This window comes from Vibrio syngnathi (assembly GCF_002119525.1).
GTDB lineage: Bacteria > Pseudomonadota > Gammaproteobacteria > Enterobacterales > Vibrionaceae > Vibrio > Vibrio syngnathi.
In genome coordinates, this window is record NZ_CP017916.1 from 143,049 (window position 1) to 158,057 (window position 15,009).

At 47.3% G+C, this 15,009-nt stretch carries 3 protein-coding genes, 2 tRNA genes, 6 rRNA genes and 2 pseudogenes; 8 read left to right on the forward strand and 5 right to left on the reverse strand.

The window, feature by feature from the left end; genetic code table 11:
• The first annotated feature begins 137 nt into the window (after window positions 1-137).
• From K08M4_RS00690 to K08M4_RS00725, 8 genes are all read left to right on the forward strand, one after another.
• Window positions 138-1,692, forward strand: a 16S ribosomal RNA gene (locus K08M4_RS00690).
• Between the two features lie 67 nt (window positions 1,693-1,759).
• Window positions 1,760-1,835, forward strand: a tRNA-Glu gene (locus K08M4_RS00695).
• Window positions 1,836-2,188: 353 nt separating this feature from the next.
• Window positions 2,189-5,082 (forward strand): 23S ribosomal RNA (locus tag K08M4_RS00700).
• A gap of 124 nt (window positions 5,083-5,206) precedes the next feature.
• A 5S ribosomal RNA gene (rrf, locus tag K08M4_RS00705) occupies window positions 5,207-5,322 on the forward strand.
• A 457-nt stretch (window positions 5,323-5,779) separates the two neighbouring features.
• Window positions 5,780-7,334, forward strand: a 16S ribosomal RNA gene (locus tag K08M4_RS00710).
• A gap of 404 nt (window positions 7,335-7,738) precedes the next feature.
• Window positions 7,739-10,632 (forward strand): 23S ribosomal RNA (locus K08M4_RS00715).
• Window positions 10,633-10,754: 122 nt separating this feature from the next.
• Window positions 10,755-10,870 (forward strand): 5S ribosomal RNA (gene rrf / locus K08M4_RS00720).
• Together the 16S, 23S and 5S rRNA genes with 2 tRNA genes alongside form the textbook arrangement of a ribosomal RNA operon.
• A gap of 67 nt (window positions 10,871-10,937) precedes the next feature.
• Window positions 10,938-11,014, forward strand: a tRNA-Asp gene (locus K08M4_RS00725).
• A gap of 193 nt (window positions 11,015-11,207) precedes the next feature.
• Here the strand turns inward: K08M4_RS00725 and K08M4_RS21910 are convergent.
• The 5 genes and pseudogenes from K08M4_RS21910 to K08M4_RS00755 form a co-directional block, all read right to left on the reverse strand.
• A pseudogene (locus K08M4_RS21910) lies at window positions 11,208-12,233 on the reverse strand (IS630 family transposase).
• Window positions 12,234-12,270: 37 nt separating this feature from the next.
• Entirely contained in the window at window positions 12,271-12,606 is a 336-nt protein-coding gene (locus K08M4_RS22510) for a transposase (protein WP_086048561.1), read from the reverse strand.
• A gap of 183 nt (window positions 12,607-12,789) precedes the next feature.
• Window positions 12,790-12,954 (reverse strand): annotated as a pseudogene (locus K08M4_RS22515) (helix-turn-helix domain-containing protein); the annotation flags it as partial.
• 152 nt (window positions 12,955-13,106) lie between these two features.
• A complete protein-coding gene (gene pssA, locus K08M4_RS00750; RefSeq protein WP_086048563.1) occupies window positions 13,107-14,447 on the reverse strand; it encodes a CDP-diacylglycerol--serine O-phosphatidyltransferase in 1,341 nt (446 codons plus the stop codon).
• 91 nt (window positions 14,448-14,538) lie between these two features.
• Window positions 14,539-14,970, reverse strand: coding sequence for a GNAT family N-acetyltransferase (locus tag K08M4_RS00755; protein ID WP_086048564.1), 432 nt, complete (start codon window positions 14,968-14,970; stop codon window positions 14,539-14,541).
• Window positions 14,971-15,009 lie beyond the last annotated feature (39 nt).

Sequence of the window (15,009 nt, forward strand, 5' to 3'; positions counted from 1 at the left end):
AATACGTTTAACTACTTGTAGTTATTCGGCACAGTCAATTCATTACCATTCTGTTGGAATGGTAATAGCTTTAAAATTACACTCTTTATTTATAAAGAATAGTTTTGAAGTCAGTATTCGTTGAGTCACAAAATCTTAAATTGAAGAGTTTGATCATGGCTCAGATTGAACGCTGGCGGCAGGCCTAACACATGCAAGTCGAGCGGAAACGACACTAACAATCCTTCGGGTGCGTTAATGGGCGTCGAGCGGCGGACGGGTGAGTAATGCCTAGGAAATTGCCTTGATGTGGGGGATAACCATTGGAAACGATGGCTAATACCGCATAATGCCTACGGGCCAAAGAGGGGGACCTTCGGGCCTCTCGCGTCAAGATATGCCTAGGTGGGATTAGCTAGTTGGTGAGGTAATGGCTCACCAAGGCGACGATCCCTAGCTGGTCTGAGAGGATGATCAGCCACACTGGAACTGAGACACGGTCCAGACTCCTACGGGAGGCAGCAGTGGGGAATATTGCACAATGGGCGCAAGCCTGATGCAGCCATGCCGCGTGTATGAAGAAGGCCTTCGGGTTGTAAAGTACTTTCAGTTGTGAGGAAGGGTGTGTAGTTAATAGCTGCGCATCTTGACGTTAGCAACAGAAGAAGCACCGGCTAACTCCGTGCCAGCAGCCGCGGTAATACGGAGGGTGCGAGCGTTAATCGGAATTACTGGGCGTAAAGCGCATGCAGGTGGTTCATTAAGTCAGATGTGAAAGCCCGGGGCTCAACCTCGGAACTGCATTTGAAACTGGTGAACTAGAGTGCTGTAGAGGGGGGTAGAATTTCAGGTGTAGCGGTGAAATGCGTAGAGATCTGAAGGAATACCAGTGGCGAAGGCGGCCCCCTGGACAGACACTGACACTCAGATGCGAAAGCGTGGGGAGCAAACAGGATTAGATACCCTGGTAGTCCACGCCGTAAACGATGTCTACTTGGAGGTTGTGGCCTTGAGCCGTGGCTTTCGGAGCTAACGCGTTAAGTAGACCGCCTGGGGAGTACGGTCGCAAGATTAAAACTCAAATGAATTGACGGGGGCCCGCACAAGCGGTGGAGCATGTGGTTTAATTCGATGCAACGCGAAGAACCTTACCTACTCTTGACATCCAGAGAAGCCAGCGGAGACGCAGGTGTGCCTTCGGGAGCTCTGAGACAGGTGCTGCATGGCTGTCGTCAGCTCGTGTTGTGAAATGTTGGGTTAAGTCCCGCAACGAGCGCAACCCTTATCCTTGTTTGCCAGCGAGTAATGTCGGGAACTCCAGGGAGACTGCCGGTGATAAACCGGAGGAAGGTGGGGACGACGTCAAGTCATCATGGCCCTTACGAGTAGGGCTACACACGTGCTACAATGGCGCATACAGAGGGCAGCAAGCTAGCGATAGTGAGCGAATCCCAAAAAGTGCGTCGTAGTCCGGATTGGAGTCTGCAACTCGACTCCATGAAGTCGGAATCGCTAGTAATCGTGAATCAGAATGTCACGGTGAATACGTTCCCGGGCCTTGTACACACCGCCCGTCACACCATGGGAGTGGGCTGCAAAAGAAGTGGGTAGTTTAACCTTTCGGGGAGGACGCTCACCACTTTGTGGTTCATGACTGGGGTGAAGTCGTAACAAGGTAGCCCTAGGGGAACCTGGGGCTGGATCACCTCCTTATACGAAGATAGTCACGATGAGTGTCCACACAGATTGATTAGGTTTAAAAAGTAAAAGAGATACTAGTGTCCCGTTCGTCTAGAGGCCTAGGACACCGCCCTTTCACGGCGGTAACAGGGGTTCGACTCCCCTACGGGATACCATCTTTAAGTATTCTCTTCTATCAGAGTATTTAGAAATGGTTCATTAGTTTGAATCAAGCTCTTTAACAATTTGGAAAGCTGACTGATTGATTTACTTACGAGTAATTCAATCAAATTTAAAAGTTCTCAATGTTTATCTGCTCTTAGTTAATAAGAACGGTATAGACACAACAAACACATTCAAGTGTCTTGTATTCGAATCAAACGTTAGTTTGATTCACAATTGAGTCCGGCAAACAGTTATCAAGAATTAACCCTTCTTGATGACAACCAAAAACCTTGGTTAGTTGCCATACACTTATTTGTCTTCACTTTTTAAAGTGAAAGCAAATAGAAACCCTTTCGGGTTGTATGGTTAAGTGACTAAGCGTACACGGTGGATGCCTTGGCAGTCAGAGGCGATGAAAGGCGTAATAACTTGCGATAAGCCCAGATTAGGTAGTAATAACCTTTTGAGTCTGGGATTCCTGAATGGGGAAACCCACTTACATAAGTAAGTATCCTGTTGTGAATACATAGCAACAGGAGGCAAACCGGGGGAACTGAAACATCTAAGTACCCCGAGGAAGAGAAATCAACCGAGATTCCGAAAGTAGCGGCGAGCGAAATTGGATTAGCCCTTAAGCTTTTAATGATGCAGGTGAAGGCTCTGGAAAGTGCCGCAATAAAGGGTGATAGCCCCGTAACCGACACATCATAATCAGTGAAAACGAGTAGGGCGGGACACGTGATATCCTGTCTGAATATGGGGGGACCATCCTCCAAGGCTAAATACTACTGACTGACCGATAGTGAACCAGTACCGTGAGGGAAAGGCGAAAAGAACCCCTGTGAGGGGAGTGAAATAGAACCTGAAACCGTGTACGTACAAGCAGTAGGAGCACCTTCGTGGTGTGACTGCGTACCTTTTGTATAATGGGTCAGCGACTTAATTTTAGTAGCAAGGTTAACCGTTTAGGGGAGCCGTAGGGAAACCGAGTCTTAACTGGGCGTACAGTTGCTAGGATTAGACCCGAAACCAGGTGATCTAGCCATGGGCAGGTTGAAGGTTGAGTAACATCAACTGGAGGACCGAACCGACTAATGTTGAAAAATTAGCGGATGACTTGTGGCTAGGGGTGAAAGGCCAATCAAACCTGGAGATAGCTGGTTCTCCCCGAAAGCTATTTAGGTAGCGCCTCGGACGAATACTACTGGGGGTAGAGCACTGTTAAGGCTAGGGGGTCATCCCGACTTACCAACCCTTTGCAAACTCCGAATACCAGTAAGTACTATCCGGGAGACACACGGCGGGTGCTAACGTCCGTCGTGGAGAGGGAAACAACCCAGACCGCCAGCTAAGGTCCCAAAGTATAGCTAAGTGGGAAACGATGTGGGAAGGCTCAGACAGCCAGGATGTTGGCTTAGAAGCAGCCATCATTTAAAGAAAGCGTAATAGCTCACTGGTCGAGTCGGCCTGCGCGGAAGATGTAACGGGGCTAAGCTATACACCGAAGCTGCGGCTACGTACCTTAGGGTATGTGGGGTAGGGGAGCGTTCTGTAAGCCGTTGAAGGTGGTCTGTAAGGGCTGCTGGAGGTATCAGAAGTGCGAATGCTGACATGAGTAACGATAAAGGGAGTGAAAAACTCCCTCGCCGGAAGACCAAGGGTTCCTGTCCAACGTTAATCGGGGCAGGGTAAGTCGACTCCTAAGGCGAGGCCGAAAGGCGTAGTCGATGGGAAACGGGTTAATATTCCCGTACTTCTTACAATTGCGATGGGGGGACGGAGAAGGCTAGGTGGGCCTGGCGACGGTTGTCCAGGTTCAAGTATGTAGGCGGGTGGTTTAGGTAAATCCGGACCACTACTAACGCTGAGATACGATGTCGAGCTACTACGGTAGTGAAGTCATTGATGCCATGCTTCCAGGAAAAGCCTCTAAGCTTCAGATTGTAAGGAATCGTACCCCAAACCGACACAGGTGGTCGGGTAGAGAATACCAAGGCGCTTGAGAGAACTCGGGTGAAGGAACTAGGCAAAATGGTACCGTAACTTCGGGAGAAGGTACGCTCTTATCAGTGAAGTCCCTTGCGGATGGAGCAGACGAGAGTCGCAGATACCAGGTGGCTGCAACTGTTTATTAAAAACACAGCACTGTGCAAAATCGTAAGATGACGTATACGGTGTGACGCCTGCCCGGTGCCGGAAGGTTAATTGATGGGGTTAGACTTCGGTCGAAGCTCTTGATCGAAGCCCCGGTAAACGGCGGCCGTAACTATAACGGTCCTAAGGTAGCGAAATTCCTTGTCGGGTAAGTTCCGACCTGCACGAATGGCGTAATGATGGCCACGCTGTCTCCACCCGAGACTCAGTGAAATTGAAATCGCTGTGAAGATGCAGTGTACCCGCGGCTAGACGGAAAGACCCCGTGAACCTTTACTACAGCTTGGCACTGAACATTGAACCTACATGTGTAGGATAGGTGGGAGACTATGAAATTGCGTCGCTAGATGTGATGGAGTCGTCCTTGAAATACCACCCTTGTAGTTTTGATGTTCTAACGTTGGTCCCTGAATCGGGATTACGGACAGTGCCTGGTGGGTAGTTTGACTGGGGCGGTCTCCTCCCAAAGAGTAACGGAGGAGCACGAAGGTGGGCTAAACACGGTTGGACATCGTGTGGTTAGTGCAATGGCATAAGCCCGCTTGACTGCGAGAATGACAATTCGAGCAGGTGCGAAAGCAGGTCATAGTGATCCGGTGGTTCTGAATGGAAGGGCCATCGCTCAACGGATAAAAGGTACTCCGGGGATAACAGGCTGATACCGCCCAAGAGTTCATATCGACGGCGGTGTTTGGCACCTCGATGTCGGCTCATCACATCCTGGGGCTGAAGTCGGTCCCAAGGGTATGGCTGTTCGCCATTTAAAGTGGTACGCGAGCTGGGTTTAGAACGTCGTGAGACAGTTCGGTCCCTATCTGCCGTGGGCGTTGGAAAATTGAAAGGGGCTGCTCCTAGTACGAGAGGACCGGAGTGGACGAACCTCTGGTGTTCGGGTTGTCATGCCAATGGCATTGCCCGGTAGCTAAGTTCGGAATCGATAACCGCTGAAAGCATCTAAGCGGGAAGCGAGCCTTGAGATGAGTTTTCCCTGGCACTATAAGTGTCCTAAAGGGTTGTCGTAGACTACGACGTTGATAGGCAGGGTGTGTAAGTGCTGCGAGGCATTGAGCTAACCTGTACTAATTGCCCGTGAGGCTTAACCATACAACACCCAAGGGGTTTTGTGGACTCAATAGAAAGACAGACCTTGAATGAGTTTGAAGAGATACTTTTAAATCAGTTTTCCGAATTATTAATTGTCGCTAATGCGTCAATTAAACAAAATTTGCTTGGCGACCATAGCATTGTGGACCCACCTGATTCCATGCCGAACTCAGAAGTGAAACACAATAGCGCCGATGGTAGTGTGGGGCTTCCCCATGTGAGAGTAGGACATCGCCAGGCTCCAAATTTATTTTCACTTTTTTAAAAGTGAAGACAAAAGTTCGACTTTGTCTATTAAATAGACAAGTCACCATAGGATTCTAAGTTTTCTTAGAGTTTTATGTTGACTTTCAAAGTGGAAAGCGTATTATACGCGTCCTGCTTAAGTGCTAAGGCACTGAAAGCGTTCTCTTTTTAGAGAACACGCTCTTTAACAATTTAAACCTATCAATCTGTGTGGGCACTCGTTGATGAATATCAAAGCGTTATTGGTTCTTTTTCGAAAGAACGTAATAACAGTTACTTCGGTAACAAACTTGATTTCAATGAACTGAGTGACCAATACGTTTAACTACTTGTAGTTATTCGGCACAGTCAATTCATTACCATTCTGTTGGAATGGTAATAGCTTTAAAATTACACTCTTTATTTATAAAGAATAGTTTTGAAGTCAGTATTCGTTGAGTCACAAAATCTTAAATTGAAGAGTTTGATCATGGCTCAGATTGAACGCTGGCGGCAGGCCTAACACATGCAAGTCGAGCGGAAACGACACTAACAATCCTTCGGGTGCGTTAATGGGCGTCGAGCGGCGGACGGGTGAGTAATGCCTAGGAAATTGCCTTGATGTGGGGGATAACCATTGGAAACGATGGCTAATACCGCATAATGCCTACGGGCCAAAGAGGGGGACCTTCGGGCCTCTCGCGTCAAGATATGCCTAGGTGGGATTAGCTAGTTGGTGAGGTAATGGCTCACCAAGGCGACGATCCCTAGCTGGTCTGAGAGGATGATCAGCCACACTGGAACTGAGACACGGTCCAGACTCCTACGGGAGGCAGCAGTGGGGAATATTGCACAATGGGCGCAAGCCTGATGCAGCCATGCCGCGTGTATGAAGAAGGCCTTCGGGTTGTAAAGTACTTTCAGTTGTGAGGAAGGGTGTGTAGTTAATAGCTGCGCATCTTGACGTTAGCAACAGAAGAAGCACCGGCTAACTCCGTGCCAGCAGCCGCGGTAATACGGAGGGTGCGAGCGTTAATCGGAATTACTGGGCGTAAAGCGCATGCAGGTGGTTCATTAAGTCAGATGTGAAAGCCCGGGGCTCAACCTCGGAACTGCATTTGAAACTGGTGAACTAGAGTGCTGTAGAGGGGGGTAGAATTTCAGGTGTAGCGGTGAAATGCGTAGAGATCTGAAGGAATACCAGTGGCGAAGGCGGCCCCCTGGACAGACACTGACACTCAGATGCGAAAGCGTGGGGAGCAAACAGGATTAGATACCCTGGTAGTCCACGCCGTAAACGATGTCTACTTGGAGGTTGTGGCCTTGAGCCGTGGCTTTCGGAGCTAACGCGTTAAGTAGACCGCCTGGGGAGTACGGTCGCAAGATTAAAACTCAAATGAATTGACGGGGGCCCGCACAAGCGGTGGAGCATGTGGTTTAATTCGATGCAACGCGAAGAACCTTACCTACTCTTGACATCCAGAGAAGCCAGCGGAGACGCAGGTGTGCCTTCGGGAGCTCTGAGACAGGTGCTGCATGGCTGTCGTCAGCTCGTGTTGTGAAATGTTGGGTTAAGTCCCGCAACGAGCGCAACCCTTATCCTTGTTTGCCAGCGAGTAATGTCGGGAACTCCAGGGAGACTGCCGGTGATAAACCGGAGGAAGGTGGGGACGACGTCAAGTCATCATGGCCCTTACGAGTAGGGCTACACACGTGCTACAATGGCGCATACAGAGGGCAGCAAGCTAGCGATAGTGAGCGAATCCCAAAAAGTGCGTCGTAGTCCGGATTGGAGTCTGCAACTCGACTCCATGAAGTCGGAATCGCTAGTAATCGTGAATCAGAATGTCACGGTGAATACGTTCCCGGGCCTTGTACACACCGCCCGTCACACCATGGGAGTGGGCTGCAAAAGAAGTGGGTAGTTTAACCTTTCGGGGAGGACGCTCACCACTTTGTGGTTCATGACTGGGGTGAAGTCGTAACAAGGTAGCCCTAGGGGAACCTGGGGCTGGATCACCTCCTTATACGAAGATAGTCACGATGAGTGTCCACACAGATTGATGGTTTAGATTTAGTTAAAGCCAGAGCTTTAATTAATAACGTAAGTTATTGATTAAAGCTTTTTGCTTTATGCTCTTTAACAATTTGGAAAGCTGACTGATTAACTGACTTACGAGTCATGTTAATCAAATTTAAAAGTTCTCAATGTTTATCTGCTCTTATTTAATAAGAACGGTATAAACACAACAAACACATTCAAGTGTCTTGTATTCGAATCAAACTTAGTTTGATTCAAAATTGAGTCCGGCAAACAGTCATCAAGAATTAACCCTTCTTGATGACAACCAAAAACCTTGGTTAGTTGCCATACGCTTATTTGTCTTCACTTTTTAAAGTGAAAGCAAATAGAAACCCTTTCGGGTTGTATGGTTAAGTGACTAAGCGTACACGGTGGATGCCTTGGCAGTCAGAGGCGATGAAAGGCGTAATAACTTGCGATAAGCCCAGATTAGGTAGTAATAACCTTTTGAGTCTGGGATTCCTGAATGGGGAAACCCACTTGCATAAGCAAGTATCCTGTTGTGAATACATAGCAACAGGAGGCAAACCGGGGGAACTGAAACATCTAAGTACCCCGAGGAAGAGAAATCAACCGAGATTCCGAAAGTAGCGGCGAGCGAAATTGGATTAGCCCTTAAGCTTTTAATGATGCAGGTGAAGGCTCTGGAAAGTGCCGCAATAAAGGGTGATAGCCCCGTAACCGACACATCATAATCAGTGAAAACGAGTAGGGCGGGACACGTGATATCCTGTCTGAATATGGGGGGACCATCCTCCAAGGCTAAATACTACTGACTGACCGATAGTGAACCAGTACCGTGAGGGAAAGGCGAAAAGAACCCCTGTGAGGGGAGTGAAATAGAACCTGAAACCGTGTACGTACAAGCAGTAGGAGCACCTTCGTGGTGTGACTGCGTACCTTTTGTATAATGGGTCAGCGACTTAATTTTAGTAGCAAGGTTAACCGTTTAGGGGAGCCGTAGGGAAACCGAGTCTTAACTGGGCGTACAGTTGCTAGGATTAGACCCGAAACCAGGTGATCTAGCCATGGGCAGGTTGAAGGTTGAGTAACATCAACTGGAGGACCGAACCGACTAATGTTGAAAAATTAGCGGATGACTTGTGGCTAGGGGTGAAAGGCCAATCAAACCTGGAGATAGCTGGTTCTCCCCGAAAGCTATTTAGGTAGCGCCTCGGACGAATACTACTGGGGGTAGAGCACTGTTAAGGCTAGGGGGTCATCCCGACTTACCAACCCTTTGCAAACTCCGAATACCAGTAAGTACTATCCGGGAGACACACGGCGGGTGCTAACGTCCGTCGTGGAGAGGGAAACAACCCAGACCGCCAGCTAAGGTCCCAAAGTATAGCTAAGTGGGAAACGATGTGGGAAGGCTCAGACAGCCAGGATGTTGGCTTAGAAGCAGCCATCATTTAAAGAAAGCGTAATAGCTCACTGGTCGAGTCGGCCTGCGCGGAAGATGTAACGGGGCTAAGCTATACACCGAAGCTGCGGCTACGTACCTTAGGGTATGTGGGGTAGGGGAGCGTTCTGTAAGCCGTTGAAGGTGGTCTGTAAGGACTGCTGGAGGTATCAGAAGTGCGAATGCTGACATGAGTAACGATAAAGGGAGTGAAAAACTCCCTCGCCGGAAGACCAAGGGTTCCTGTCCAACGTTAATCGGGGCAGGGTAAGTCGACTCCTAAGGCGAGGCCGAAAGGCGTAGTCGATGGGAAACGGGTTAATATTCCCGTACTTCTTACAATTGCGATGGGGGGACGGAGAAGGCTAGGTGGGCCTGGCGACGGTTGTCCAGGTTCAAGTACGTAGGCGGAAAGTTTAGGTAAATCCGGACTTTCATTAACGCTGAGATACGATGTCGAGCTACTACGGTAGTGAAGTCATTGATGCCATGCTTCCAGGAAAAGCCTCTAAGCTTCAGATTGTAAGGAATCGTACCCCAAACCGACACAGGTGGTCGGGTAGAGAATACCAAGGCGCTTGAGAGAACTCGGGTGAAGGAACTAGGCAAAATGGTACCGTAACTTCGGGAGAAGGTACGCTCTTATCAGTGAAGTCCCTTGCGGATGGAGCAGACGAGAGTCGCAGATACCAGGTGGCTGCAACTGTTTATTAAAAACACAGCACTGTGCAAAATCGTAAGATGACGTATACGGTGTGACGCCTGCCCGGTGCCGGAAGGTTAATTGATGGGGTTAGACTTCGGTCGAAGCTCTTGATCGAAGCCCCGGTAAACGGCGGCCGTAACTATAACGGTCCTAAGGTAGCGAAATTCCTTGTCGGGTAAGTTCCGACCTGCACGAATGGCGTAATGATGGCCACGCTGTCTCCACCCGAGACTCAGTGAAATTGAAATCGCTGTGAAGATGCAGTGTACCCGCGGCTAGACGGAAAGACCCCGTGAACCTTTACTACAGCTTGGCACTGAACATTGAACCTACATGTGTAGGATAGGTGGGAGACTATGAAACCGCGTCGCTAGATGTGGTGGAGTCGTCCTTGAAATACCACCCTTGTAGTTTTGATGTTCTAACGTTGGTCCCTGAATCGGGATTACGGACAGTGCCTGGTGGGTAGTTTGACTGGGGCGGTCTCCTCCCAAAGAGTAACGGAGGAGCACGAAGGTGGGCTAAACACGGTTGGACATCGTGTGGTTAGTGCAATGGCATAAGCCCGCTTGACTGCGAGAATGACAATTCGAGCAGGTGCGAAAGCAGGTCATAGTGATCCGGTGGTTCTGAATGGAAGGGCCATCGCTCAACGGATAAAAGGTACTCCGGGGATAACAGGCTGATACCGCCCAAGAGTTCATATCGACGGCGGTGTTTGGCACCTCGATGTCGGCTCATCACATCCTGGGGCTGAAGTCGGTCCCAAGGGTATGGCTGTTCGCCATTTAAAGTGGTACGCGAGCTGGGTTTAGAACGTCGTGAGACAGTTCGGTCCCTATCTGCCGTGGGCGTTGGAAAATTGAAAGGGGCTGCTCCTAGTACGAGAGGACCGGAGTGGACGAACCTCTGGTGTTCGGGTTGTCATGCCAATGGCATTGCCCGGTAGCTAAGTTCGGAATCGATAACCGCTGAAAGCATCTAAGCGGGAAGCGAGCCTTGAGATGAGTTTTCCCTGGCACTATAAGTGTCCTAAAGGGTTGTCGTAGACTACGACGTTGATAGGCAGGGTGTGTAAGTGCTGCGAGGCATTGAGCTAACCTGTACTAATTGCCCGTGAGGCTTAACCATACAACACCCAAGGGGTTTTGTGGACTCAGAAGTACCAGACCTTGAATGCGTTTGAAGAGATACTTTTAAATCAGTTTTCCGAATTATTAATTGTCGCTAATGCGTCAATTAAACAAAATTTGCTTGGCGACCATAGCATTGTGGACCCACCTGATTCCATGCCGAACTCAGAAGTGAAACACAATAGCGCCGATGGTAGTGTGGGGTTTCCCCATGTGAGAGTAGGACATCGCCAGGTTTTAAATTAAATCTTTAGGTTGACCGACCTGGAGATATGGACGCTCACTTAGTGAGTTGACCACTGCGGAGTGGTAGTTCAGTTGGTTAGAATACCGGCCTGTCACGCCGGGGGTCGCGGGTTCGAGTCCCGTCCACTCCGCCACTTATTAGAAAAGCCCTGCTTGAAATAGCGGGCTTTTTTACATTTGAAGAAAAGTGTTTTGCCCTTCGGTCGAATGAATCCAACAAAGGGTTTGCCTGAAGTCCACAACCCCGTCCATTCCGCTACTTATTAGAAAGCCTAGTATGACGACTAGGCTTTCGTCGTTTCTGGGGTATGATACCAATCCGGAAAATTAACTGATCAGGTTTATCCAATCCCTTCTGCTCATTTTTGTGACACGATCTTTGCACTCAAGAAATTCATTCCAAGCGCGACAAACCTTGGAAACAATGTCGTTATAATTAGTGAAACTTTGATTCGCTAGATAATGTTGTCGCAACCAACTCCAAACTTGCTCTATAGGGTTAAGCTCTGGCGAGTAGGGAGGAAGCTTAATAGTACTGACGTTATTAAACTCTCTCGCAATATCATCGGTATGCCAGCCTGCACCATCCATTATAGCGACAGCATGACGTCCTTTTTCAGTAGCCTTAGATATCTGCTCTAAGTGATTTGTCATTATGTCCTTGTTAACCCAAGGAACCACTATATTCCTCTTTCAGGGCATACCGAACCAAACAAATAAGCGTATTCAAATTGCTGTTGTTTTACCACGCGAGGCCTCGTTCCACGAGTCGCCCAAAGACGTGTCGTTGTGTTCTGTTGGCCAAACCTAGCTTCGTCTTGAAACCAGACATCAACACTCTCTAGCCTAATATGGCCGGGGATCTTAAGGATCGTTTCTATTTTGAATTTTTTTAAAATCGTCTTGGATTTGCTGTGATTGTTTAGGGTGTTTGGAGCGAGAAGTTATCCAAGAGAAGCCCATGTGGTCGAGGAGATAATAGATAGAATTAGGGTGGTAGTATTTATCAAAGTTTTTCACGATGTAGTCATGTATATCGCTCCCGACAAGGCGCCCGCCTGAAGGGGACTCTGCTTCTTTCTTAATGAATGCACTGAGTTGTTTTCGTTGTTCTGCATTGAGGTATGCAGGTCTGCCTGTGCGAGGTTTTTCTTGAAGCCCTTCCAATCCTTCTTCAAGAAATACTTGAACCCATTTGTTTACACTAGTTCGACTGACTTTAAGGTATTTGGCAATTTGAGTGCGCGAGTGACCTTCTTTGAAGTGGGCTAGTGCTAGCAAGCGAACCTTCATTTGAATGGTTTTTTGTTGGCTTGCTAGCTTTTTAAAATCAGTATTATTAAGGCTATCCATGACGATTTTCTGTAAGAGTTCGACGGCCTTAATTAGATCACATTTTTACTTTAATTGGTATGACACGATCTTTGCACTCAAGAAATTCATTCCAAGCGCGACAAACCTTGGAAACAATGTCGTTATAATCCGTGAAACTTTGATTCACTAGATAATGTTGTCGCAACCAACTCCAAACTTGCTCTATAGGTTTAAGCTCTGGCGAGTAGGGAGGAAGCTTAATAGTACTGACGTTATTAAACTCTCTCGCAATATCATCGGTATGCCAGCCTGCACCATCCATTATAGCGACAGCATGACGCCCTTTTTCAGTAGCCTTAGATATCTGCTCTAAGTGATTTGTCATTATGTCCTTGTTAACCCAAGGAACCACTATATTCCTCTTTCAGGGCATACCGAACCAAACAAATAAGCGTATTCAAATTGCTGTTGTTTTACCACGCGAGGCCTCGTTCCACTAGTCGCCCAAAGACGTGTCGTTGTGTTCTGTTGGCCAAACCTAGCTTCGTCTTGAAACCAGACATCAACACTCTCTAGCCTAATATGGCCGGGGATCTTAAGGATCGTTTCTATTTTGAATTTTTTTAAAATCGTCTTGGATTTGCTGTGATTGTTTAGGGTGTTTGGAGCGAGAAGTTATCCAAGAGAAGCCCATGTGGTCGAGGAGATAATAGATAGAATTAGGGTGGTAGTATTTATCAAAGTTTTTCACGATGTAGTCATTTACATCACTCCCGACAAGGTTGGATGTCTAGCTCTTCAAGTGATGCGCTAGCTTTGGAATACCCACTTACCTCTAAGTCATTTATCTCGTAGATACAAAAACGCCTAGCGTTTGCTAGGCGTTGATAAATAGTGTTGTTAGTACATCTACTACAGTATTTGCTTAAGCACTCTGTCGGCTTTGACGCGAGTGATCTTACGAATCAACTTCTGAACTTCCATCGGGTAGCTCTCTACCTTATCTAACTGCTTATAAGTACAGATAAGTTGAGTGTGTTGAAGGATATTATCTACTTCAGCTTGGAACTTATCTGTTAGGTGATGGTAGTTGTCTTGGATAAAGATACCGTTCTCTAGATCCAGTTTCCATGCGCGCGGGTTTAGGTTATTGCCTGTTAGTAGCATGTAGCGCTTATCGACCCAAATCCCCTTTAGGTGGTAGCTATTGGAATCGTGTTGCCAAAGTCGAATTGATAGATTACGACTAGCAATATGAGCTTCATTAGCTTTAGCGAAACGGCGTAAGTTCAATTCGTAAAGGTAAGGCAGCCCACCAATCGTTTTAAACTCTTCTTCTGGTGGGATAAAGAAATCATTCGCTGTCTTATCGCCAACAACAATACTGACCTTTACGCCACGCTTAAGCGCTTTCTTTACTTCTTTAGCTAGGCTAGGTGGAAAGTTGAAGTAAGGTGTGCAGATAAATATTTCATCTTTAGCTTGAGCGACAAGTTGATTGATTCCCTGATTCAGACGGTTACGTCTTTTACCGATACCAACCAATGGTGTTACAGCAACTTGCTCTGCAGCAACGTCTTGTCCATCGAATTGATACTGAGATCTTGCTAGGGAAGCTCGAAACTGGCGAATCGCTGGTTTCAGCTCTTTGGTTGCAGGCTTGTTCTTATCTGCTAAGTCGTAAACAGCACTATCTGAGATCATCTGCTCCTGCACGTAGCTAAACATCGAGTCAGCAAGTGCTGAGTTGTTTAAAACATGGTAGCGGTCAAAGCGATAGCGGTCATGGTAGTTCAGGTAGATATTGTTAAGGCTTGCACCGCTGTATATCACACTGTCATCGACGATAAATCCCTTTAAGTGCAATACGCCAAAGACTTCTTTACCGCGGACAGGGATGCCATAGACAGGAACAGAGTACTGATATTTTTCTGCGAACTCTTTATACATTGCAGCATTGCCTTCAGAAGACTCTGCGCCTATCAATCCACGTTGCGCACGGTGCCAATCGACACACACGCTCACGTCTAATTCTGGATTCTTTTGCTTTGCTTCATATAAGGCAGTTAGGATCTCACGGCCAGCCTCATCATCTTCAAGATACAAAGCGACTAAACTAATACGAGTTGTTGCGCGAGATATCTCATCAAGTAGACGAGTTCGAAACTCTTGCGCTGATAGTAGTACTTCAAACTTGTCAGGATTCTGCGCTATGGTTGGCAACTGTATGAATGGATTCCTACTGGCAATCATATTGACTGTTTTACCTTAAAAATATGCAAAATTGCGAACCTTGAATTTTACCAAAGGGATAGACCCAAATACTAGATGATCGAGGCATTCTCTAACAATTTTGCTGATAATGCATAGGAATGAGATCTTTTCCGCTATTCGAATAGCGCTCGTACAAAACTCTTAGAGCATTAGGCAGATTTTTGGGGTCTATTTGTACGAATTGGTGGCGCGCGTAAAAATTGGTGAGATGAGCGTATGCAAAGCAGTAATCGTTTTCCGTTAGCGTGTGCTGTTCACAATAATCCATAAGTTGGGAACCTAATCGCTTACCACGATATTGTTTTGATATCGCCATACCGGTAAGTAAACGATTATCTTCAATGGTACGAAAACGCACGACACCACAAAGCTCGTTATCTAGTAATAACGAATAGATCAGTTCACTCTTGTTCGCTTTTCCCGTTGGATAATGTTCTTTATAGAAACGTTTAACTAGGGGAACCTTTACTGGGTCTAATTGAGTAATGATGACATTGTTCATTCAGTCACTGCGCCATTGGTTTATCTGCTGTAGAATGAC

Excerpts from the sequence above, each read along its gene's own strand:
- pssA (WP_086048563.1), bottom strand. The coding sequence starts at position 14,447 with ATGATTGCCAGTAGGAATCCATTCATACAGTTGCCAACCATAGCGCAG.
- K08M4_RS00755 (WP_086048564.1), bottom strand. The coding sequence starts at position 14,970 with ATGAACAATGTCATCATTACTCAATTAGACCCAGTAAAGGTTCCCCTA.